Below are 22,674 nucleotides of genomic sequence, written 5' to 3' on the forward strand. Positions count from 1 at the left end.
TCAAGCTATTGAATGCTCGCAGCAGTCGCTTCATCCACTGCTGTAAATCCAATTGAAACACTTTGCAAGTTGGTCCCGATTGATTCAATCGCCGCTGCAATTTCTTCTGCTTTGGTTTTAGCAGTATCAATGGCTTGATGGGCCGCATCATTACCAGATAGTTTGGTTTGTTCATCTTTTGAAGCTGATGCAACTCCCAAAAGTGCCTCTCCACTACTTTTTAAAGAAGCCGCTAACTCTTGCGCCGTATCAGCATTACTTTTAATTTCAATCATCCTAGTCCCTCCCATACTAAATCTATTTATCCATTCTACCAAAATATTGAACTAATGTAAAACCGCTTCCATAGCTCCTAATTAGTGATAAATGCTTGCTGGATGGGCCTTTCTTATGTTAAAATTGACAGAGAAAATGAGGTAATGTATGAACATAATGAATGAAATTTTTGAAAAGATTCAGGCTTATGACACGATTATTATCCACCGTCATCAGAATCCGGATCCGGATGCGATTGGTAGCCAGGTGGGCTTGCGGGATCTCCTGCGTGCGCACTTCCCTCAAAAGAGGGTCTTAGCAACTGGCTATGATGAACCGACCTTGACTTGGCTTGCTGAAATGGATGAAGTCAAGGATGAGGACTATGCTGAAGCTTTGGTGATTGTCTGTGATACGGCTAATACTCCTCGCATCGATGACAAGCGCTATACGAATGGTGATTTCCTGATCAAGATCGACCACCACCCAAATGACGATGCTTATGGCGATCTGCTCTGGGTCGATACTGAGTCTAGCTCTACCAGTGAGTTAATCGCACTTTTTGCTAAGGAATTGGATCTTGAGCTTCCAGTTAGTGCTGCGCGTCTTCTCTATGCTGGGATTGTCGGCGATACAGGTCGCTTCCTTTATCCTGCTACTTCGACTCGGACCTTTGAGATCGCTGCCTATCTTCGAAGCATTCCCTTTGATTTTACAGCACTTGCTCGGCAGATGGATACGATCAACCTTAAGACAGCTAAGCTTCAAGGCTATGTCTATGACCATCTTGAGATCGATGAACATGGCGCTGCGCGTGTGACCCTAACACAAGAACTCTTGAAGAAATTTGATCTACGTGATTCAGAGACTGCTGCAATTGTCGGAGCTCCTGGACGCATCGATACCGTATCTGTTTGGGCTATCTTTGTTGAGCAGGCCGACGGTCACTTCCGTGTCCGGATGCGTAGCAAACGCAAAGTGATCAACGAAATTGCTAAACGCCATAACGGTGGTGGCCATCCACTAGCGAGTGGAGCCAACTCCTACTCTCTTGAGGAAAACGACCAAATCTACAAAGAGCTACAAGAAGTGGCACGCACAAACGAAGGCTGAGAACGGTTTCTCAGCCTTTTTATCTTGGTCACGGGGTTTTCATTTGATATTTCTTATGGTAAAATAAAGCTAATAAATTTTAAGGAGACTTATTATGGAAAAAAATCGTTTGTTTATCATTATCTCTGCTGCGGTAGCGATTCTTAGCTCTTTCTTGCCATGGGCAAGCCTGAATGCTGGTGCCTTTGGTTCATACAGCTGGAATGGCCTTCGCGGAGATGGATGGTTCGTTATTATCTTCGCAGTCGTTGCGATTGTCCTTGCTTGCTTGAACGATGTAAAATCTTCACTACCAAAAGGTTTTGCAATTGGTGTTATCGTAGCAGGAGCTCTCTCAACTATCGTAACATTGATCGATGTCTTCGGTGTGAACAAATACGCTGTTGACTTCAATGGTTATGGCGTTTAAATTGGCTTTGGTTTGATCCTTGCTTTAATTGCAAGCATCGCTATTGTTGTAACTGGTCTCTTGGCGATGTCAGGTGGTAAAATCACAAAAGGAACCTTCGAAGAACTTGCTGAATCTGGTAAAGGATTTGCCCAATCTGTTGGACGCGTGACAACTTCTACTGTAAAAACTGCTGTAGATGAAATCAAAAAAGAAACACACGAACATACTGAAGGACAAGCTGATCAACCAGTAGAAGCACCAAAAGATCCAAATCAATCTGAACAATAATAAGATGATCATCACCTTAGCATAGCTAGGGTGATTTTTTTGATCATTAATTTAAATAAAATTAGTGAAAATACTTGTCAAGATCCTGGAAATTTGGTACACTAGCTTAGTAACAATCTATGGCTCGGAAAGAGACCATGGCAGAAAGGAAATATTGCAAAATGAAAAAAGATATCCATCCAGAATATCGCCCTGTTGTCTTCATGGACACTACTACTGGTTACAAGTTCCTCAGCGGTTCAACTAAGTACTCTAGCGAAACAGTTGAATTCGAAGGTGAAACTTACCCATTGATCCGTGTTGAAATTTCATCAGACTCACACCCATTCTACACTGGACGTCAAAAGTTCACTCAAGCAGATGGACGTGTGGATCGTTTCAACAAAAAATACGGTCTCAAATAAGAACCAACACAGAACCACTTCCCTTTCGGGAGTGGTTTTTTTGATCTCTGTTTCTTTTATTGTGAATGCACAAAATAAGAGGTTAGGACATTGATCCCAACCTCTTTTTTCATCTTAATGGAACTGCATTCCACCATCCACGATAATGGTTTGGCCTGTGATGTAGTTTGAATCAGGTCCAGCAAGAAAGCTAACCGCTGCTGCTACATCTTCTGGTTCTGAAAGACGTTTCAAAGTGATATCTTTAGCGAATGTTTGCATACCCCATTCGTCATCTTTACCTGCGTTCTTACCAACTTCATGGGCAATGTCAAACATCATTGGAGTCTTGACGATACCTGGTGCATACGCATTGACAATGATGCCTGAATCCGCCAAGTCACGCGCCAAAGTCTGTGTGATACCACGAACTGCAAATTTAGTACCACCATAAACAGTCAAGTTAGGGTTACCTACAACACCTGCTTGTGAAGTTGCATTGATGATTTTTCCGCCATGGCCAAGCGCTTTGAATTGAGCTTGTGCAGCTTGAGCACCCCAAATCACGCCACCAACGTTAATAGCAAATGTACGTGTAAATTGTTCTTCTGTAATTGTATCAAGTGGTGTAGTTGGCGCAACACCTGCATTGTTCACGACAACATTCAAATCTCCAAAATGGTCAACAACTTTTTGGAAAGCTGCAGCTACTTCTGCTTGTTTGGATACATCAGCAACGACCGCAAAAGCATTTTCTGCGGACAACTCAGCAACTGCTTTTTCAGCTGTTTCAGCATTGTAGTCCAATACTCCAACCTTAAAGCCATCTTGTACCAAGCGTTTTGCGATTGCAAAACCAATTCCTTGACCAGCACCTGTGACAATAGCTACTTTAGACATATGATTCCTCCTTGGTATCAACGATACCAGCAAACGTTCCTATCAGAACAGCAAGGGTTGACAACTAGTTTTGATGGGGTCTTTTATAAATATCCGACAAAACTATGCTAACAGTATACTCTTTTGTGAAAAATATTTCAATCTCTAGCCTATTTTTTTAAAAAAATAGTTTATTTATATGATATTTTTATTTAGTGATAAATGAACTGGAACGAGAAATAGAATATAGCTTTTAGCCAAAACGGATTATTGTTCTATTCTGTAAAAACTACATGAGGCTGGGACACAAGTCCTAGCCTCTCAATTATTTTTGGATTGTCGAGCAAGACGCAGTGGTTGAGTGGCTTTGACTGCTTTCTTCCACCCCTTGTACAGATCCTCTTTACGAGCTTCATCCATCTTTGGTTCAAAGATTTGGGCTGCTCCATGAAGAGATTTTAATTCTTCCAAGTCCTTCCAATAGCCTACTGTCAGACCTGCTAGGAAGGCCGCTCCTAAAGCCGTTGTTTCCAGATTTTTCGCGCGAGCAATTGCAATTCCAAGAATATCTGCCTGAAACTGCATTAAATAATCATTTTTCGCTACTCCTCCGTCTACTTTTAGGACAGGGATAGGAGTTTTGGCATCTACCTGCATGGTGTCGATGATATCGCGTACTTGATAGGCAATGGATTGAAGGGTTGCTTTGATAAAGTCTTCCTTGGTCGTTCCCCGGGTAAGTCCGAAGACAGAACCACGCGCCTCTTGATTCCAATATGGCGCTCCAAGACCAGTAAAGGCAGGAACCACATAGATTTCATCCTGGTTCTGAGACTTCAGAGCATAAGCTTCAGATTCAGGAGAACTGTCGATCATACGCAGACCGTCACGAAGCCATTGAATGGCACTTCCAGCGATAAAGATAGATCCTTCAAGGGCGTAATAGACCTTGCCATTAATCCCATATCCAATCGTCGTCAGCAGGTTATTCTCTGATAACTGCATCTCTTCACCCGTATTCATGATGATGAAAGATCCAGTTCCATAAGTGTTTTTGACCATCCCAGGTTCAAAGGCCAATTGGCCAAAGAGAGCAGCCTGCTGGTCCCCCGCCATCCCTGCAATCGGCACTTGTCCACCGTAGAAATGGAAAGGCGCTGTCTTACCATAGATTTCAGAGTTTGACCGCACCTCAGGAAGCATTACCTTAGGAATGTTGAGGATTTCCAAAATCTCATCATCCCATTTCAGCTCTTTAATATTGTAGAGCATGGTCCGGGCAGCATTGGAATAGTCTGTCACGTGGGCAGCTCCATCCGTCAGCTTCCAGACCAGCCAAGTATCAATGGTTCCAAAAAGTAATTCGCCCTTCTCCGCACGCTCTTGCGCCCCATCAACATGGTCCAAAATCCAACGAACTTTAGTCGCTGAAAAGTAGGCATCGATAACTAGACCTGTCTTTTGATGGAAGGTTTCTACATAGCCTTGGTTTTTAAGTTCCTCAGCCATTGGAGCAGTTTGCCGTGATTGCCAGACAATGGCATTGTAAATAGGAAGCCCCGTGTTCTTATCCCAAACAACTGTCGTCTCCCGTTGATTGGTAATGCCGATCGCCTCTATTTGATTTGGCTTGATGCCACTTTCGATAAAGACCTCAGCGATCACCGACTGCACCGAGTTCCAAATCTCATTGGCATTGTGCTCCACCCAACCAGCCTGCGGAAAAATCTGAGTGAATTCCTTTTGACTAGAGCTGACTTGCTCGCCTTTTTCATTAAAAATGATAGCCCGCGAACTAGTTGTTCCCTGGTCAATCGCCATGATGAAAGTTTCTTGAGACATAAACTGCCCTCCTGAATTCGATACTTAAAAATCTTGTTCTTTCATCAACTAGTATACTCTATTTCATCATGGATTTGTATCCATTTTTTAAAGAAAATTCGGTCTAACATTTTCCTAGTACTTCCAGCTCTATCAGACCAAGCAAAAAGAGCCCTGAGGCTCTTTTAACTAGTAGTTCAAATGCTTATCAAGATCTGCTCTGATCTAACCGATTTAAGAACTCCATGGTAGGGCTGTCTTGGTAAAGTTCTTTGAGAGGAATCTTCTGATAGACAGCTATTTCGTCCGCAGTCACACCGTAACGAATTAATAGATCATAAATACGATTTAAATCATGTCGTAATTCATCCGTTATGAGGACATTATCGCTGGTTTCTTTTGTTTTCCAATAATAAGATGGCAGCACTTCCTTGGTTTCAATTAAAATAGTTTGCAACAAAGTCCCACCATGGCTGTCCTTCTGAGAGATATCGGCCCCAAGTTCCAACATTTTCTCAAAAACCTTGAAAGACTTGTCAGCTTTTTCCTTAGACGAATACATCTCATATTGGCCATTCCAACGTTTGATCATGCGCCTGCAGTCAAATACAGCTCGTCCACCCGCTGTTTGGAGGACTGGTTGACAAAATGGATTCAGCTCTGTCGGCTCTTCAATAAAGTTAAGATCTGCTCCTCTATCAATAAGTAAGTCTGCAATATCTAAATGTCCCGATTTGATAGCGACTTGAAGAAGCGACTGTCCCTGATCTCTTTTAGGTTTGTCACCCGAAACAGCATTGACTTCTTCAGGCTTTTTGTCCAATATCTGACGGACGGCCTCTAGATCTCCTCTTCGCAACAGCTGAAAGGTTTTTTGCATGGTCTTTCCCCCTCTCATTATAGATAAAAATAACACTATGTTGATACTTTGATCCTAACTCTAGCATCTTCGTTAAACTGATTATAGCATTTTATAGACTCTACATTGAAGTCCTAAAGGCTAAAGATGACAGACTCCCACCGAAAGAGGTACAATTCTATTTCTCTGATTTTCGTGCAGCCACCAGCCAAGAGGCTACTAGGATTTCGAAACTAACCAGAAGGATAATCTGAGGAAGAGAACTTTGAACCAGCATAAGGACAGCCAGACTATCAATTAGCATATGAGCGAGGATACAAGGGACAGCTCCTTTCGAGTACTCCCTAAGTGCTCCAAATAGGAAGGTATTCCCTAAAATCATCAGGTAAAAGATGAGATAGTTGGACGAGCCAGCTGTAATCCAAGGGAGTTGATAGATAGGAATATGCCAGAGGAACCAGACAATGGAAAGAACCATCATTTTAGGTATAAAGTGCTTACTAAAGGAAAGATGATCTTGTAAAAACCAACGCCAACCGACTTCTTCTAGGCCTCCATATAATAAGGTCCAGGGGAAATAAAGGAAGAAGGCCAAGAGGGAGTTCCCAGTAAAGCGAACGTTCATAAGCAGGATGGAAATCCCATAATAGATGACGGGGATGAAGAAAGCTAGGATCCAAGATAGGTAACTTTCTTTTTGAAGAAAGACCTTTTTGAAAAATTCACCCAAGGAGTTGACTTCACTCAACACCAGAGAAAAGACAGCAGCCACAATCATGGGAATCAAGTTCATTAGGATAAATAGTAGTGAGGCACCCATACTAGTCCTATCTGGGAAAAACCAAAGAATAACTTGCCCTACTAGAACTGTAGCAAGGAGAGCAGTCAATGCATACCAGATAGCGACTGATTGTTTTGAAATAAATTTGCTCATTTTTCTTCCTTTACAGTTACATACTTCTTTCTTGCAATCATGATTGCTAAACTAATAATAAGAATTTTACTGACGATAGATAGCCATACCTCTTCATTCACTAGAATCTGAGACAAGGAATTGATGCAGGCATGGGTCATGACACAGAGCCATAAATTTTGCGTTTTATGATACAAGGCCGATAAGATAAAGCAGTTAGTTAGCAGACCTACTAGAAACGGAAACAATTGAATGACACCTAAAGAACCATCGATGTAGAAGTAGAAAAGATGCCAACTAGACCAGGCTAAAAAGGTGATCAAAGTAGCTGAAAAATAAGGTATTTTTTCCTGCAAAGTTGGTTGAAAGAAATAACGCCAGCCAATTTCTTCAACTCCACCAAAAAGAAGAGCCTTGAAAAAAAGCCCTACTAGCAAGACCAACGATTGAGTGGTGATCTTACCGCCAAAGATAAAAGGTAAAAAGTCGAGTAGCAAGAAAACAAGTACCAAACAATAATTAACCAAACTGTCTTTGACTTGAAAAAAATCTTTTAGAATTTGTTTGAAACTAGATTGATGGTAGCCAATACTAGCAAGACTCCCCCAAAAAGCAGATGATAAGCCAGCTAAAGCAACAGCGATGATCCCCAATGATGATGTAAAATCAACCTTGACTCCTCCTGCTCTTAAAAAACAAACCAGAAGGCTGACTCCTAATACTTGACCAAAGGTTCCTATCAAATACATGGATAGGGCTTGCTTTCTATTCATTCGTGATTCCTTTTTCTTTCAATTAATTTCCAGTGCTATCTACCTTAAACCCATACCTGCCAGCATTTCGTTTGAGTTTATTCACTAGCTCTTCATTCCGCTTACTTTTTCCAAAAAAGAAGGGAATAGTCTTTCCATTTCTAAGCTCGATATAGAAAGCATAGCGACTCCCACCACCAGATCGTCCACGAAAAATTGCATAGGTGATTTGCTTGATCTCTTTCAGTGGGATCATTCGCCGACTGAAACACAAAGGCACATGAATGTAGAAGATGCCACGGTTAATATGGAAGGGAGCAAAGAAGGGACCACTACTCCGTCTCACGATTGCCCTTCTTCTCAGGAAAAGGAAAACAGTGAAAACGAGCAAGAAAATGAGCACATATAGAATCGGAGCATACTCCATTATCTTTCTAAATTCTAACACGCTGTCTTTCATCATCTACTTCATCTCAACCCATTTTTCATTATCCATGATAAAGGGCTTAGCTAGACCTTCGCCTGTGTAGTCTTGGTACTTGGTCTCCAAGTATTTGTAGACATCTTCCTTGGTCGCAAACTTGATGGCTTGATAGGGCTCTTCAAAGGTTAGCTTTTCAACAAAGAGATAGCCGTCCTTGGCAGGAACTAAAACGCCGACATGGCCGACAAAAAGGGTATTTCCATCCAGGTTATCATGAACTATAACAGAAAGCATGCGCGCATTTTCATTGAACTTGAAGTGAGAAAAATACTCTTCCATCTTCTTGGCATGGACCTTGACATCCGTTGTCGCCTCTGTCGGAACCCGTGAATACAGAATGTTAAAGGCTTCCTTGTCTGCCTCATCGAAGACCTTGCCTTTGTCAATGGCATCATTGTCCACGAACAAGAGTTCACTATCCGCTTTCATCTTAGGGATCTCGATGCGATTCTTCAGAAGAGTATAGCTATTGATCCGGCAGTTGGTCCCGACGAAATCGCCCTTTTTCTTGGTCCACAAGTCACTGATCTTCTCAACATTGTAGTCTGTTTTCTTGAAGGTGCTGAAGTCACCCGTTAAGCCGACCGAGCCGACAATGCTATCGTAATCTGTTACCAGACCCAAAAATTTATCTACACTGTCCTGATCCAAATAAGCAGACAAGAGAGTCCGCACTTCTTCGACACTCGCCTTGCTGTTGAGGTTGCTGTAGCTTCCCTTGTAGCGCTCCTTATCTGAACTAGATTTCTGTACAGTGGAACTTGCCTGCTTTTCCTTGTATTGCTTTTGGTTGCTACTACAAGCCACTAAAGCAAAGATCGCCAAGGCACAGCTAGTAAGGAGCATGAATTTTTTAGATGGTTTCATAAACTGGTTCCTTCTCTATTGATTAAAATGTTTGTTCTATAAATTTTTCATATCGATAATCCTTTTCCTCTATTATAGTTTAAAACTAGCTTTGCTCCAACTATTTTTTACGAAATGAGAAAAGTTTATAAGTAACAAAAATCAAAATTAAAATTATCGTTTAATCAGACCAATCTATTTTGGCATGTTCTATTGCGTACTCCGCTTCCTCTTGAGTAAACTTTCTTATTTCAACAAGTTTTTCTAATAATCTTTCTTTCGAATAGTTGCCACCGCTTCCAAAAGATTCCACTGCTTTAACAGCTTCCTCTTTCCAATCAAAATGACCTTGCTCCACAGCATAGTCAGCCTCTTCTTGAGTAAATAGATCAAATTTTATAAGTTGATCAACTAACTTTTCTTTTGAATAATGATACATTTGATATGATTTTGCTTTTAAAAGTGCTTGCTCTTTCCAGTCTATATTAAGCTTATCGATAGCATACAGGGAAGCATCTTCTGAATACCTGTCATTCTTAGTAAGATCATTTTTAATTTGCTGCATCGATAAAGGAGATTTCTTTAAAAATTCTTTAGCTGTTGCATATGCACTTGTATATTCTGCATCTAGTAAAGGTAAAGGATAAACTCTTTTCTTAAACATATTCATTAATGATTCTAAATCATCCTTATTTTTTTTGTCACTTGAAGAAGCGTATTCTTGTTTTGATGATTCAAAATCATCCTTATTTCCATCAGTTGAAGAAGAGTATTTTTGTACAGGTTTAGTCAGCTGTGATCCTGAACGTGAATTTATCCATTTATTATAACTTATTTGATACTCAATTGCCATCAAAGCTAACATTCCTACCATCAATCCAAACATCGTAAAAATAAATATAACAAATTTTTTCATAATGAATACCTTTGCTTGTTTTTCTCCAATGGAATCTTTCATCCTCTTGAACTACTTTCATTAGTATTATATCATGAAATATTCTTCTTTTTTATTAACTAATGTAAAAGTCTTCATACTAGTAAACAAAAAAGCGACTGCAATAGTTCAACTGCAATCACTCGTTCATTTGTGAGATAAAAAATAACAAAGTGTTATAAAAGATTATTTGATCTTGTGTTTGTTCATCTTTTCTTCAAAGATGGCTGTCATAATCTTGCGGAGCTCTTCTCCTTCTTTTTCAGGAAGATCCCCTTGACGTTTGGCCACTGCATAAAGTTCAGGGTATTGCTTGGCTACACGCTCAACTGTCTTGGTCGTCGCATGCCCTCTGACAAAGAATGGAATACGCTTGATCCATTCTTGCGGGACTAAAGCGAGCAACTTCTTCGCTGCTTCTTTATCAGAAATCTCAGCTGTACTCAATCCTTGCTTGATTTGTTCTTGTTCTTTTTCTGTAAAATCTTTTAATTCCATAGTAAATTCCTCATTTGTTTATCTAAGGACATATTATACACCTATGTAGAGAAAAGTACAATTAAAGGAACCGAAAAATAGAGCAAGGGCAAGTCATCCCTCACTCTATCTCTTAATCGTAAAATCTTATGAAGGATATTAATTTCCGATTTACTGTGGAGCATCACCCTTTTGCTTTAAATAATAGTCACTTGCCTCAGTTAGTTTTTTATAATAATGATCGTAACTCTTACTAAATTGTCTAATCAGCGGAATAGCGACCTCATAGTAGTGATGGTCCATCAAAAATGTTTTCAGTTGATCTTGAATATTTTTCATTGGACTTGTTTTGTAATCATCACTGTTCAAATAGCGATCATAAATAGAAATTGTGTCCTTATTTTCATTATGCCACTTTTCATAATTTTCTACCGCAGCTATCTTGGCTTCATTAACGTCTTTTAGGGTCTGCATATTAAAACTAGAACTGAGTTCATCAATATAATACTGTTCTTCTCTGCTTAATTCAAAGGTTGGAAGGCTATCTAAATATTGAATATACTTCTCAAATGCCTCTTCTCCATCTTTTGACAAAGGCTCTTGTAAAAAAGGTTGATAGGCAGCAAATAAGCATTGACCTAAGTATCCTGGAAATGCTCTTTCGAGTCTCTTATAAATGGAGTCCTCAGCTTCGATGACCGTAAGTTTTTCATTGATCAGATCCGTGTCTTCGCCTTTGATATAGAGATCGAACACTGCTTTCCGTTTCTTATCACTTTCTAGTTCCTGCTCTTTTCTTCTGAGAAAAATAGATGCAGTAGCCCCATCTGTCTTCAGACAGTCCTTTATTTCTGTTATGGTTAGCCCTAATTTTTTAAACAATGCAATCTTATTCAAAATCTCTGCATCCTTTTCCGAATATTCTCTATACCCATTTTCTAACCTCCGAGGATGAATAAAACCTTTTTCTTCATAGTATTCTAGTGCTTTTCGAGTTAAACCTGTTATTCTTTGAATATCATTTCTTAACATGATCTTGCACCCCCTTTACTATATGATACTCCTGTCCCCAAGGGGCATGTCAACCTTTACCTTATAAACAGAAGACGATCATTATTCAAATCACTTTCATTTCCTATTATAACAAGCTTCCACGAATAAATCAGTCATTAAAAAAGAAAAACAGCCAACCATTGGGTTAGCTACTTAAAAAAATTATTAAGTTAATTATTAGAAGTATCAGCATTTAATTTTACTTTAAATCGTACTTCCAATCTCCTCCATCTTGGTAGTAAAAAAATTCAGACAGGTCTTCTTCAAGAAAAATACGAAGCATATCCTCCATATCTAAGGAGAGGTCTAGATTTGGCAATTCTTTCAGGTTCTCCCACCAGACTTCACCCTCTTCAGAGGATATTAAGTCTCCGTCAAACTTTTCTGTCTTATAAAAGAGAACTACATAACGAATCCCGTCTTCCACCCAATCTTTCATTCCACACATCTGGGGAGAAGCAATCTTTAAGCCAGTTTCTTCCTTCACTTCACGGATCACTGCTTCCGTAAATGATTCTCCTGCTTCGACATGACCACCAGGAAAGGTTATGCCTGGCCAGTCCTCTTTTTTACGATCAATAATAAGAACTCTATCGCCATCTCTTACCATACAAAGATTTGTAAACTCAACAGTCTCATTCATACAGATACTTCCTAACTATGTTTGTCTTTTTCTTTAAGGATAGGATAAACAATCTGTACCCTATTCTTTTTTTGGTTGGACTTGCGTATGAGCTAGCAAGTCTCCTAGATGCCTCTTATCTTTCCTAAATATCGTCATTGCTAGTAGCAAAACTGCGAGTAAAGTCGCTGAAATAGAAAGGATAATGGATAACCCATCAAAATCACTATAAAAGCCATGAATCGTGCCCATATGACCAATTTGCCAAGGTAAAAATTTGATGACGTTTCTGATCAAGCTAGCCTGCACTGTTTTTTTCTGGTAGACCAGTTCCAGTCCCGCTTTTACCTTCCCAAAACTGCCATCATTTTTATAATCCAAGAATGTGAACAGGAGCGTGATTGGCAAAACAGAGGTAAAAAATACAAGCCACTGCGACTGAATCTCTGTAAACTCTGGGACACCTTTAAAAAAGATAATGTAAATAAGCATCGAACCTAAAAACAGAAGTACTAAATAAGCTAGAATGAAAAGATAATCAAACAGAAATTCTGTCATTCTTTTTCTAAACGAAATAGGATTGATTGCTAACATCTTCATCACTGTCTCTCCCCTTTCTCATCTCCTATTATAATATAAGGGCACGAATAAAGATACTATTTATAAAAGAAGCCCGCAATCTTTCGATTCCAGGCTTATTTCTTACCAATCTTCTCTATAAATAACAAAGCCATTTGGTTGGATAACCATTCGATCATCGGAAATGGTCCCATGACTGATCAGATCTGCTTGTCCTCTTTCTAAGACAAAGGCTTTCTTCGAGTGGTTAAAGTAGGCTTTGAGAAGATGGCCTTCATGCTGCCATTCTACTGCTACTACATCTGGCTCTACTTCTTCCAAGCTTACTTTACCATGCTGGATTATTCCTGCCACTTCTTTTCGGAGTTGGATCAAGTCCTTCATAAAGTTCAGCATATCATTGTCCGCTGCCACGCGTTCCCAAGGCATGACACGGCGGCAATCTGGGTCTGGGCCACCGATGAGGGCTAGTTCCGTTCCATAATAGATACACGGCGTTCCGCGTTGCAGATAAAGGAAGGCGAGGGCAGACTTGACAGACTGAAGATCGCCTTTGGCCGTCGTCAAGATGCGCTCTGTATCATGCGAGTCCAAGAGGTTGAACATGACCTCAGAGATCTGTTGCCTGTAGTACATAGACTGGCTATTGATCTCCCAAATGAAGCGTTGGGTCTCCTTATGCCTCCGTAGGAAATAATCCTTGATACTTTCAGAGAGCGGATAGTTCATCACGGCATGGAACTCATCGCCCTTAAGCCAAGGTTGGGACGAATGCCAGATTTCCCCGAGGATATAGAGATCCGGCTTCTTGGCCAGGACCGACTTACGGAAATCTCGCCAGAATTGATGGTCGATCTCATTGGCTACGTCCAGACGCCAAGCATCGATATCAAACTCTTCAATCCAGTAAGTCGCCACCTTCAAGAGATAAGCCTTCACCTCTGGATTAGCCGTATTGAGCTTAGGCATATAGCCTGCAAAGGCAAAAGCATGGTAAGACAAGTCGCGACTATTCCACAGATTTTCTGAGGAGACAGGGAATTCTTTGATATGGAACCAGTCCTTGTAAATCGAATCCTCCCCGTATTTGACCACATCCTGCCATTGGGGTGAATCATAGCCAATATGGTTGAAGACGGCATCCAGCATAATCTTCATCCCACGCGCATGGGCCTCTTTCACTAGCTGGCGGAAGGTCTCCTTATCACCAAAATGTCGATCAATTTCAAAATAATCAATGGTATCGTACTTGTGGTTGCTTGGAGACTCAAAAATAGGACAAAGGTAGAGCCCTGTGATCCCTAACTCCTGCAAGTAGTCCAGATGATCGATGATCCCTTGCAAATCTCCACCAAAGAAATCCAATACTTGAGGAGCAATAGAGGCATCCCAAGGGCGAACGCCTTTTGGCGAAATAGCTGGATTCCCATTGGCAAAGCGCTCAGGAAAGATTTGGTACCAAACCGTCTGCGCCACCCAATCTGGAACAGCACACCCATCAATCTCATGGATAAAAGGAAGCTTAAAGCCGTTCATGACAAAGTCCAGGTTCTCCTTGGTGTAGGCTGCCACACCCCGATCCCCATACAAGACCTTCTCTCCCGCTGTGTCCTCTAATTCAAAGAGGTACTGGATCCGGGCATGGCGGACAGATACCGACACTTGCCAATAATCAAAGAGGTCGTCTGTCGTCACCTTGTCCATTTCCTTAGTTGCCTCATAAAGATCCTCTATAAAAATAAAGGGATCCCCATAGTGCAAGACAATCCGTTTGATATCTTCTTTCTTGGTCCGGATGCGAATATGGAGCTGGCCATCTTTATAAAGATAGGCATACTCCGATTCAGGCCGATGATAAATCGCTGTTAATTCCATCTGTCTCGTCTCCTACTATACTCTCTTTTATCATTTACCATTTTATGCAAACGATTCCATAAACTATTTCTAGTATACTACTTTATAAAAACGTTTGCAAGATTCTGAGAGATCATTTTAGATTCCTCACTTTTTATAATTGTATTGCACACAAAAAGCCCAACAATTGGGCTTAAAGATCTTGGTGGAATTATTCTTAAATAGTTATTTCAATATTTTTATACAAAATGTCCGCCTTGTCACATCAAAGAGAGGTGGGCGGTCCTATTAATTATATTGTACAGTCTTTACTAGATAATTCAAGTGTTATTCGTATTTTTAACATTTACTAACGCAATTATTCATACAATCAGAAAATTAAACCTACAAGTATAGTTCAAAAACAGGCCATTCTAGTTTGCACTTTCCAGAATGGCCTCTTCTCTCAGTCGCTCCACGTCTTCTACCGTGGGATGCCATCCTTCAATCATATTGGTGCTCAGGGCAAACCAGACACTCTTAAAAACCTTTTTGTTGTCAAAAACCACACCCATAATCATCATTTTTTCTTTATCTACATCTAAGGTCATATTCTACCTCCGTCCTATTATTATAGCATATTTTCAATCATTTTAGTTCTCCTATTTAGTACTTACCCTACACAAAAAGCCCAGCGATTGGGCTTTCTCATTATCAAAATAACTGATACTCATTCCTTACTTGTATGCCTCTTTCCAAGATTTAGCGCTTGCTCTTCTGACATTTGAACAACCTTAGAAAAATTAGTATTGCGAGGCATACTGTCCAAAGAATACCAATAAACATCCGCACTCCCATTTCTTGCTACATATACTACTGGAGCCAATTGACGACTTGGTTCTGTAGGCTCCACAGGTTGAACTGGCTGAGCTGGTTCTACTGCTTGACTCGGTTGAGGAGCTTGACTTGGTTGGGTCTCGACAGGAGGACTGGCAGGTTGTGGTTGACTACTTGGCTCCGTTGGCACCAAGGACGGCTTAGCTGTTCCCTTCAGATAATCAATCGTTGCATTCTTAGAGTAGTTGTCTAAGGTAACGGTGGTAATCCCATAAGCATCAACTGATTCTTTAGGACTTCTTAGGTTTATACGGAGTAAATTACCTTCTTGATCAATCCCTACATACTGCAAGGTGATTTGTCTAGGAATTAATTCATCCCCCGTATAGACCGGAGTCACCTTGTAGTCCAGCCAATAATTGGGGTGGGTGGATAGCCAGCTATCGAGTCGTTTCTCGTAGTAGAGCATGCCCTCCACATTGCTATCCGCCGTCCCTTTATAATTCCCCGTATTGGTCCATGCAGTTAAGGGAACTAAATTTTTCCCATCATTAGACAAGCCACTAAATTGATAGCCGACCAGATGCCCTCTATGGAACAACCAGGCCTTCTTCCCTTTGTTTCCATAGGACAGCTTATAATTATGCCAGCCAACTGGATTGTAGGTAAGCCGCGGCTCTCTTTTCTGCTTTGGTTCATCCTTGTCTTGTAACTGTATATGAGCTGAAGTCGCACGACCTAAATGATCAAACTCACCTAAAACGAGCTGCTTGCTACCAGTAAAAGGGAGCAGGTTAAGACTTTGGTAATCGAGTCCAGTTTGCTGAGCTTGAGCCCCTTGAACAAAGATTAAGGACATGAAAACCGCGACTATCCCAACGATGACATTTTTCAAAAACCGTTTTGTAACCATAATAAACTCCCGCATTACTATCTAGTATTATTATAGCAGAAAAAAGCGGTTACAAATAAATATTTTTTAAAAAAACTCTTGTTCATGACCTTACGTAACGATGTATAATAGAGATGAGGAGGTGGGTAATGATGGTTAAATATAGAGCAATTCCGGAAGGATTTATGACAGTTGGGGAACTTGCTAAGAAAATGGGCGTTACCATCCGTACTCTACAATACTACGATAAAGAGGGGCTACTTTCCCCATCGGCAGAAAGTGAGGGTGGTCGCAGACTTTATACTGATAAAGATTTAGTGCTGCTCCACCAGATATTGTCTTTAAAATCACTGGGTTTTTCTCTCAAGGATATCAAGGAGCGTTTGATCTCTTTAAAAACACCTGATGATGTTGCTAAAGCTCTTACAGAGCAGGCAGATACTATTCGTAAAAATATAGTACAACTTAAGGATTCTTTGGCCGCACTAGAGCAGCTAAAGGCCGAAGTTTTACAAATACAAACGGTCAATTTTAAGAAGTATGCAGACATCATTGTCAATCTACAGATGAAGAATGACTCCTACTCTCTCATTAAGCGCTTTGATGATGATACACTCGACCAGATACGCAATCGTTTTGACAAAAAAAGTGGACTAGACTTTATGAACAGATTGAACCACCTAAGTGATCAAATCGTGGAACTTCAAAAAGAAAACGTACCATCTGAAAGCGAACAAAGCCAACAAGTTGTGAAAGAATATTGGGGCTTGATTATGGAGTTTACAAATGGTGATATGAGCATGCTTCCGAAGTTGATGGAAGTTGGTACTATTGACACCGCCTCAAACGCTTGGGAAGAAAAGCAAAAAATCGTCAATGATTATATAGGACCCGCCTTACAAGTCTATTTTTCACGGCTTGGAACAAATCCCTTTGAAGAGGTGGAACCATGAAAAACGCGATAAAGATTTCTGGATTAAAGAAAAGTTATGGTAGCAAATTGATTCTTAGAGATCTCGATTTTCAAATCAAACAAGGAGAAATATTTGCTCTGCTCGGTGTGAACGGAGCTGGTAAAACAACAACTCTTGAATGTATCGAAGGCCTGAGAAAATATGATGAAGGCACTATAGTTGTAAACGGGAAAACCGGAATTCAACTACAGTCCGCCTCTCTACCCGCCCATATCAAACCGATGGAAGCTATAAAGCTTTTTGCAAAATGGAATCATACAAACATTGATGCTACCATGCTAAAGACTCTTGGCATAAAAGAAATCGAACAGTTGCAATACATACAATTATCTACTGGGCAAAAAAGAAGACTACATCTTGCTCTTGCACTTATCGGCAATCCCGATATTCTATTTCTCGATGAGCCGACAGCGGGACTTGACGTTGAAGGAAGATTATCCCTCCACGAACAAATCCAAAAGCTCAAATCACAGGGAAAGACAATCGTCTTGGCAAGTCACGATATGGCAGAAGTTGAAACCCTATGTGACTGCATTGCCATTTTGAATCGCGGAAAGATTGCCTTTTGTGGTACTCCTTCAGAACTAACAGAAAAACTTGGAAGAAAATATTTCATCCATTTAAAAACACAAAAAGGAGAGGAAACATATGAAACAGATACAATCGAGGATACCTTGATTTCATTATTGGAAGAATGCAAACAGAAAAATATCCAGATATTGGATATCAAGGTTGATCGTGGCACACTGGAGCAGCATTTCATCGAAATGGCAAGGAGGGGTTTGAAATGACTGGGTTTTTATATAGCCTAACATTACAGTGGAAATTGGACATACGAAGTAAGTCTCTCTTGGTTACTTACTATATTGTACCGCTTATTTTCTTTCTTCTCATGGGTGGTATTTTTACTTCCGTTATGCCTGAAATGGGTAGCACACTTATACAGTCAATGATTGTCATGAGTGTTTCAATGGGAGCCTTTCTCGGTTTACCGCCTTCCTTGATTGAAACATACGGAAGCAACATAAAAAAGATTTATAAAGCAAATGGTGTACCTATTCACTTAGGATTGGTGACAATGGTTCTTTCTGCCTTTGTTCATTTGACAATGACCTGCATGGTGATCCTACTACTTGCTCCAATTTTATTTAACGCAAGTCTACCGAGTCAACTTCCCTTATTCTTTCTCGCACTAGCTATCTATATTTTTGTATCGTTGAGTATCGGAAGTATACTGGGTCTTACTGTAAAAAATCAAGCAAAGCTGACCATGATAGCACAACTTGTCTTTTTACCCTCAATTATGCTCTCAGGAATCATGTTTCCTATCACCTTACTGCCTGATTTTCTCCAAGTAATAGGACAAGTTTTCCCAGCTTATTGGGGATATAGATTGATGCTAGAAAATGGTTGTAGTCTTGAAAATCTCTGGTATCTGATTCTTGTATCTTGCATTGCAATAATATCATGTATCCTCCTGTTGAATAAACAAAAAATCTAACTAAGTGCCTGAAATGATTCCATGGCAGCATTTACTTTAAAAAGAAAAAAGCGACGAGATTGTTTCTGATCTCGTCGCTTTGCTGTTTTTAGTGGTTTCTAACTAGGTTACTCTATGTCATTTTTTTCATGCATTTTGGATTTAATATAGTTTATGTATTTTTGGATGCCGATGTCGGATTTTTTATCATTTTGACCTTGCTATACCTAATCATCACACCGATTGCAATACATATACGTAATAGAACTGTGGACAGATTATAATGGGGAAAAGCTTTCATTAATTGTACAAAATTTTGAGTTTGAATTCTTCTTACAAACTGTCTATCTAACTTGTTGCAAACAAAAAAACGAGATAGAATGTAAAATCACATAAAGAGAACACCAACAAAATATCATCTGTTGGTGTTCTCTTCATTTTTAGATTTCTGAACAAAACTCTTGTCCATGGATCAGTAGGTACCCTTTATCTCCTTTTTCATGAACATTATTTTATAAACAGCAGATTACATTCTTAATATATATGGAAATATACAACTGTTCTATATCAACTTAAATTCATACCACTCTTCATCTACTTTCTGAAATCCCAAAGCCAAAAACATTCTTTGACTTTGAGTATTAAAAGGATATATTTGTGCAGAGACCTTTACCATTTTTTGTTCTTTCGCCAGCTGTATCATTTCAGAAACACATCGTCTTCCGATCTGTAAATTCTGATACTCTTTGCTGATCACTATAGAAAGTTCCGAGTTATCTTGAAGTGTCACATCTCCAACTAACACTCCCTCATATTGGATATAATAGCAAGATCCGTGTGAAGTTAGGTAATCATACATTTTATGAAGTTTTGTTAGATCGTAAATCTGATCAGTATTATCTACTTGTTTGCAAACCTCACTATCTTGATACCAAAGAAGGGAAATGTCATCATTCCTATAATAAGGAATAAGCGTTATCTGTTCGTCTACTATTCTATTCATCATGACTTGTTCTTATTTCTGATGGATCTAATCCCGGATCACTTTGATTTTTCTTCTATTTGCAATGAAATTACTCAAGAAACTAATCATGGTAATCAGCCCAATGACAAGAGGGAAAATAAAAGTGAAATACATTTCAAAGCTTATCTTATTTTCTTGTAGCAATCCTGTTCTCCAAAGACCAATCGCAACAAAAATAGCTAGTCCCATCACAATCAAGGTTTGAAGGAAAGTTCTTTTTAGCATCTTTTTCTTTGCCTCTCCTACTTCATCTTCTGAAACCTCATAGATGTCGAGTTCCAAACGATGAATCACTTGCTCTTGTTGGTACAGGGAGTAGCAAAATACTAAAAACGTGATCACACTGACATAATCCGTATTAAACATGAAACTGAGCAGGAATCCAAGGATAATTCCCGACATAAAGAGCATGTACATGTTGTTCCCAAAAGTACTCAATTCTTTTTCCTTGTATTCGTCAAGCTCACCTGTAATATCGTAGAAAGCTTTCACACATTTCAATTGCCAGTTTTTATTCATCATCATCGATCCTCCAAAATAAAGAATTCAAATCCGTCCCAAGCTCTTTTGCTAGATTGATACAGAGATCTAGGGAAGGGTTATACTTCCCATTCTCAATCATATTAATCGTTTGCCTGGAAACTCCAATACTTTTTGCCAAAGCCAATTGAGAAAGACCAAGATTGACTCTGTATTCTTTCACACGGTTCACTTGGCACCTCCTAAATGTAAATGTGTCAAATATATTTGATACATTTATTTTACAATACTAGTTGCTGGATGTCAAGTATATTTGACATCGTTTCCTAAAACTATTTTCTCAACTTTAAAAGCATTAAAAAACGATAGACTTCTGTAGCTATCGTTGTGATTTCTTTTATATACTATCTAGAGGTTTCTTCCGATACTTCAATATTCCCCATCACCCAATTGGACATCTTTTTGCCCTTGTCTTTATAAGGGTTAGGAGGAAACAAGGTGAAAGGGGGGATGCTGGCATCTGGGAAGAATAGTTCTACGCTTATCGTTCGCTCGCGATTATGATTGACGTAGGCTGTAAAATAGATATGGTAATGTCCACTCACATCACCACCATTATCATACTCGCCCCTAGCAGTATTTGGCAATAAGGTCACAGATTCTATGCCCTGCTTTTCCCGAGCTAAGTTTGCGATGATCTCACGCTTAATAGCAGTCTCATGATTTCTGACGAAATTCCCATCATCACTATATCCAGGATGCTCACTAAGAGAATAGAAAACAAGGACCATCAGAAAGGGTAGAGAAATTAAAAAAATGATTAGCTTATTTGATTTTAACATGGAGGTTCCTCAATCTACTTATAAAAAATCTTGACCAAATCCTGCTTTGCACTGAGGATACGAGCAACATACACCCTATGCTTCTCCATATAATAAAATGCGAGATAGTTCTCTATTGGCATATAACGATAGGGTTTCACATCATTCGTCATCTCACCATAGCCCCGGCTTGATACCAGAGGACAGGCTTCTGGAAACAGTTCTAGGGTCTCAAGAGCACTTAATAGCAAATCAACTTTGCCATCTGCAGCTTGCTGGCTATAAAAATTCACAAGAATATAGTCGTGAATGCCACGCAAGTCCTGCTTAGCCTGATCTGCAAGAAAGACCTGATAGCGTTTCAACTTAGTCAAGACCAAATTCCTTTCTCACATCGGCTACAGAAGTGACTTTCCCTTGAGCAATTTCCTGGTGCCCAACTAAAATCTCCTTCTTCAAATCCTCAAAGGCCACTTGATACTGCGTGTTCTGCAAATCACTTGAAACAAATTCTCTTGGATCCACAGTCCCGTTAGCAATTTTTCGAAGTGCTGCATTTAGGACATCTGACACAGAAATTTTTTCATCAGCAAGTACCTCTTTTGTTTTCTGGTAAAACATCTCATCTGCTCGAAAATTCACTGCTTTCGTGTTTGCCATTTCTACCTCTCCTTTGTACATACAATTTGTATATACATTCTACCATACGAAAGAGAAGGGATTCAAGTGAAAAATGGATTCTTCTTTCACTAAATCTAATTAAGAGATACCGTTAGTTAATCTATATTCTTTCTCTCGTGTCAACTGATACCTCTTAGAATCAACAATTTAAGTAGATTCCACATCTTAATTTAACAACTCCAAGTAATTTTAGTCAATTATATTAGATATATTTTATTAATTTCTTTATAGTAAATTCCTATTTCTCTAGCCAAAAGAACGCTTGGTTTAACATCTCTTTTGTTTGTCCAATGATACACGGTCCATGAGAAATAATAATATTCTTAGGTTCCCATTTCTTTATTTTATGATAACTCTTCAATGCTTGTTTTTTACCAAATAAAAAAGTCATTCTTAAATCTCTTGGTGTTTTACCATTTGGATAGTGATTATCACCTATTTTTAACAGTAGCTTTTCAAAAATCGATAAATTTTCTGTTTCTATGTTTTCAATAAGATCCGTTAAAATTAGAGTTGAACTTTCAGTATGGAAAAAAACAACCTCTTTCACGTAAAAACTTCCCTCAAATGTTGTAAAACAAATTTCCTCGTTCCAATTGGCTTTCTCTAGTTCATGACCATAATATAAATTCATTCCCGATTTTCCGGCACGCTTTTGAACACCACTAGCTAGCCATACTTCTGCTTCCGGAAATAGTTCGTGCCACTCATTTATATAACTATAATGTAAGACATTGGGTGCAATAAGGTGTTTTACCTCACCTAATTGCTTGATTTCAAAAAGTAAATTATCACTAGGCTTAATCGGCGAATGCACCCAAAGACCACCATTCTGCAGACGGATAACTGTCATTCTAGTTGAAAAAGGCACTTTGAAGAGTTTGAAATTCATCAGTACTTCTTCCCCATCTACAATCCAGAGGTTATCTGCTATCTTTTTTAAGGAATTGAGCGGACTATATTTTTTGACTTCCATGAAACTCTGCTTTCTAAATTAATAAAG

At 39.4% G+C, this 22,674-nt stretch carries 30 protein-coding genes and 1 pseudogene; 8 read left to right on the forward strand and 23 right to left on the reverse strand.

What is annotated here, in order from left to right; genetic code table 11:
* Positions 1-5: 5 nt before the first annotated feature.
* Positions 6-275 carry a TIGR04197 family type VII secretion effector gene (locus SM123_RS06325; protein ID WP_320909245.1) on the reverse strand — a complete coding sequence of 90 codons (270 nt, stop codon included), beginning with the start codon at positions 273-275 and terminating at the stop codon, positions 6-8.
* Positions 276-423: 148 nt separating this feature from the next.
* Here SM123_RS06325 and SM123_RS06330 point away from each other — a divergent pair, with 148 nt between their 5' ends.
* From SM123_RS06330 to SM123_RS06345, 4 genes are all read left to right on the forward strand, one after another.
* Positions 424-1,368, forward strand: coding sequence for a DHH family phosphoesterase (locus tag SM123_RS06330; RefSeq protein ID WP_320909246.1), 945 nt, complete (start codon positions 424-426; stop codon positions 1,366-1,368).
* A 94-nt stretch (positions 1,369-1,462) separates the two neighbouring features.
* The gene (locus SM123_RS06335) at positions 1,463-1,777 is read left to right on the forward strand and encodes a hypothetical protein (protein ID WP_320909247.1); all 315 of its coding nucleotides are present in this window, start codon (positions 1,463-1,465) and stop codon (positions 1,775-1,777) included.
* A 12-nt stretch (positions 1,778-1,789) separates the two neighbouring features.
* Positions 1,790-2,047, forward strand: a complete 258-nt coding sequence (locus tag SM123_RS06340; protein ID WP_320909248.1) for a hypothetical protein — start codon at positions 1,790-1,792, stop codon at positions 2,045-2,047.
* Between the two features lie 161 nt (positions 2,048-2,208).
* Positions 2,209-2,451 carry a type B 50S ribosomal protein L31 gene (locus SM123_RS06345; RefSeq protein WP_003016441.1) on the forward strand — a complete coding sequence of 81 codons (243 nt, stop codon included), beginning with the start codon at positions 2,209-2,211 and terminating at the stop codon, positions 2,449-2,451.
* Between the two features lie 114 nt (positions 2,452-2,565).
* On the opposite strand, the gene SM123_RS06350 is transcribed toward SM123_RS06345, so the two are convergent.
* The 15 genes from SM123_RS06350 to SM123_RS06420 all read right to left on the reverse strand — a co-directional run bounded on the left by SM123_RS06350 (position 2,566) and on the right by SM123_RS06420 (position 16,232).
* A complete protein-coding gene (locus tag SM123_RS06350; protein ID WP_320909249.1) occupies positions 2,566-3,330 on the reverse strand; it encodes a (S)-acetoin forming diacetyl reductase in 765 nt (254 codons plus the stop codon).
* A gap of 300 nt (positions 3,331-3,630) precedes the next feature.
* Entirely contained in the window at positions 3,631-5,151 is a 1,521-nt protein-coding gene (glpK, locus tag SM123_RS06355; RefSeq protein ID WP_320909250.1) for a glycerol kinase GlpK, read from the reverse strand.
* Between the two features lie 187 nt (positions 5,152-5,338).
* Positions 5,339-6,010 carry an ankyrin repeat domain-containing protein gene (locus SM123_RS06360; protein ID WP_320909251.1) on the reverse strand — a complete coding sequence of 224 codons (672 nt, stop codon included), beginning with the start codon at positions 6,008-6,010 and terminating at the stop codon, positions 5,339-5,341.
* A 157-nt stretch (positions 6,011-6,167) separates the two neighbouring features.
* The gene (locus tag SM123_RS06365) at positions 6,168-6,923 is read right to left on the reverse strand and encodes a CPBP family intramembrane glutamic endopeptidase (protein WP_320909252.1); all 756 of its coding nucleotides are present in this window, start codon (positions 6,921-6,923) and stop codon (positions 6,168-6,170) included.
* Entirely contained in the window at positions 6,920-7,675 is a 756-nt protein-coding gene (locus tag SM123_RS06370; RefSeq protein WP_320909253.1) for a CPBP family intramembrane glutamic endopeptidase, read from the reverse strand. The genes SM123_RS06365 and SM123_RS06370 overlap by 4 nt, the downstream gene beginning before the upstream one ends.
* A 22-nt stretch (positions 7,676-7,697) precedes the next feature.
* Positions 7,698-8,114 (reverse strand): hypothetical protein, encoded by a 417-nt coding sequence (locus SM123_RS06375; RefSeq protein WP_320910002.1) that lies wholly within the window; start codon positions 8,112-8,114, stop codon positions 7,698-7,700.
* Between the two features lie 3 nt (positions 8,115-8,117).
* The gene (locus SM123_RS06380) at positions 8,118-9,005 is read right to left on the reverse strand and encodes a DUF4300 family protein (protein ID WP_003003357.1); all 888 of its coding nucleotides are present in this window, start codon (positions 9,003-9,005) and stop codon (positions 8,118-8,120) included.
* A 160-nt stretch (positions 9,006-9,165) separates the two neighbouring features.
* Entirely contained in the window at positions 9,166-9,942 is a 777-nt protein-coding gene (locus SM123_RS06385; RefSeq protein WP_227038537.1) for an Ltp family lipoprotein, read from the reverse strand.
* A 162-nt stretch (positions 9,943-10,104) separates the two neighbouring features.
* Positions 10,105-10,416 (reverse strand): hypothetical protein, encoded by a 312-nt coding sequence (locus tag SM123_RS06390; protein ID WP_003006843.1) that lies wholly within the window; start codon positions 10,414-10,416, stop codon positions 10,105-10,107.
* A gap of 150 nt (positions 10,417-10,566) precedes the next feature.
* Positions 10,567-11,427 (reverse strand): MerR family transcriptional regulator, encoded by an 861-nt coding sequence (locus SM123_RS06395; protein WP_320909254.1) that lies wholly within the window; start codon positions 11,425-11,427, stop codon positions 10,567-10,569.
* 220 nt (positions 11,428-11,647) lie between these two features.
* Positions 11,648-12,091 carry an 8-oxo-dGTP diphosphatase gene (locus tag SM123_RS06400; protein WP_320909255.1) on the reverse strand — a complete coding sequence of 148 codons (444 nt, stop codon included), beginning with the start codon at positions 12,089-12,091 and terminating at the stop codon, positions 11,648-11,650.
* A 60-nt stretch (positions 12,092-12,151) separates the two neighbouring features.
* A complete protein-coding gene (locus SM123_RS06405; protein ID WP_320909256.1) occupies positions 12,152-12,670 on the reverse strand; it encodes an RDD family protein in 519 nt (172 codons plus the stop codon).
* Between the two features lie 102 nt (positions 12,671-12,772).
* Positions 12,773-14,524, reverse strand: a complete 1,752-nt coding sequence (locus SM123_RS06410; protein WP_320909257.1) for a glycoside hydrolase family 13 protein — start codon at positions 14,522-14,524, stop codon at positions 12,773-12,775.
* Between the two features lie 392 nt (positions 14,525-14,916).
* On the reverse strand, positions 14,917-15,093 hold the full coding sequence (locus SM123_RS06415) for a hypothetical protein (RefSeq protein WP_320909258.1): 177 nt from the start codon (positions 15,091-15,093) through the stop codon (positions 14,917-14,919).
* Positions 15,094-15,212: 119 nt separating this feature from the next.
* Complete coding sequence (locus SM123_RS06420) at positions 15,213-16,232, reverse strand: DNA/RNA non-specific endonuclease (RefSeq protein ID WP_320909259.1); 1,020 nt, start codon at positions 16,230-16,232, stop codon at positions 15,213-15,215.
* Between the two features lie 128 nt (positions 16,233-16,360).
* Between SM123_RS06420 and SM123_RS06425 the strand changes: the two genes are divergently transcribed.
* The 4 genes and pseudogenes from SM123_RS06425 to SM123_RS10280 all read left to right on the forward strand — a co-directional run.
* The gene (locus SM123_RS06425; protein ID WP_320909260.1) at positions 16,361-17,164 is read left to right on the forward strand and encodes a MerR family transcriptional regulator; all 804 of its coding nucleotides are present in this window, start codon (positions 16,361-16,363) and stop codon (positions 17,162-17,164) included.
* Positions 17,161-17,976 carry an ABC transporter ATP-binding protein gene (locus SM123_RS06430; RefSeq protein ID WP_320909261.1) on the forward strand — a complete coding sequence of 272 codons (816 nt, stop codon included), beginning with the start codon at positions 17,161-17,163 and terminating at the stop codon, positions 17,974-17,976. Before SM123_RS06425 ends, SM123_RS06430 begins: the two co-directional genes overlap by 4 nt.
* Positions 17,973-18,686: an ABC transporter permease gene (locus tag SM123_RS06435; protein WP_320909262.1), complete on the forward strand. Its 714-nt coding sequence runs from the start codon at positions 17,973-17,975 to the stop codon at positions 18,684-18,686. The genes SM123_RS06430 and SM123_RS06435 overlap by 4 nt, the downstream gene beginning before the upstream one ends.
* Before the next feature lie 125 nt (positions 18,687-18,811).
* Positions 18,812-18,949 (forward strand): annotated as a pseudogene (locus SM123_RS10280) (CPBP family intramembrane glutamic endopeptidase); the annotation flags it as partial.
* Positions 18,950-19,227: 278 nt separating this feature from the next.
* Here SM123_RS10280 and SM123_RS06440 read toward each other — a convergent pair.
* The 7 genes from SM123_RS06440 to SM123_RS06470 form a co-directional block, all read right to left on the reverse strand.
* A complete protein-coding gene (locus SM123_RS06440) occupies positions 19,228-19,671 on the reverse strand; it encodes a GNAT family N-acetyltransferase (protein WP_407073122.1) in 444 nt (147 codons plus the stop codon).
* Positions 19,672-19,695: 24 nt separating this feature from the next.
* Positions 19,696-20,214, reverse strand: coding sequence for a DUF3278 domain-containing protein (locus SM123_RS06445; protein ID WP_037615666.1), 519 nt, complete (start codon positions 20,212-20,214; stop codon positions 19,696-19,698).
* Positions 20,201-20,401 (reverse strand): helix-turn-helix transcriptional regulator, encoded by a 201-nt coding sequence (locus SM123_RS06450; RefSeq protein WP_003003382.1) that lies wholly within the window; start codon positions 20,399-20,401, stop codon positions 20,201-20,203. The genes SM123_RS06445 and SM123_RS06450 overlap by 14 nt, the downstream gene beginning before the upstream one ends.
* Positions 20,402-20,573: 172 nt before the next feature.
* Positions 20,574-21,011, reverse strand: a complete 438-nt coding sequence (locus SM123_RS06455) for a hypothetical protein (protein WP_195487134.1) — start codon at positions 21,009-21,011, stop codon at positions 20,574-20,576.
* 14 nt (positions 21,012-21,025) lie between these two features.
* Positions 21,026-21,364, reverse strand: coding sequence for a type II toxin-antitoxin system RelE/ParE family toxin (locus SM123_RS06460; RefSeq protein ID WP_320909263.1), 339 nt, complete (start codon positions 21,362-21,364; stop codon positions 21,026-21,028).
* The gene (gene relB / locus SM123_RS06465; protein ID WP_049474732.1) at positions 21,357-21,650 is read right to left on the reverse strand and encodes a type II toxin-antitoxin system RelB/ParD family antitoxin; all 294 of its coding nucleotides are present in this window, start codon (positions 21,648-21,650) and stop codon (positions 21,357-21,359) included. Before relB ends, SM123_RS06460 begins: the two co-directional genes overlap by 8 nt.
* Positions 21,651-21,909: 259 nt before the next feature.
* Entirely contained in the window at positions 21,910-22,647 is a 738-nt protein-coding gene (locus tag SM123_RS06470) for a DUF4336 domain-containing protein (protein WP_070665972.1), read from the reverse strand.
* Positions 22,648-22,674 lie beyond the last annotated feature (27 nt).

The sequence above is a fragment of the Streptococcus sp. S5 genome, assembly GCF_034134805.1.
GTDB lineage: Bacteria > Bacillota > Bacilli > Lactobacillales > Streptococcaceae > Streptococcus > Streptococcus lingualis.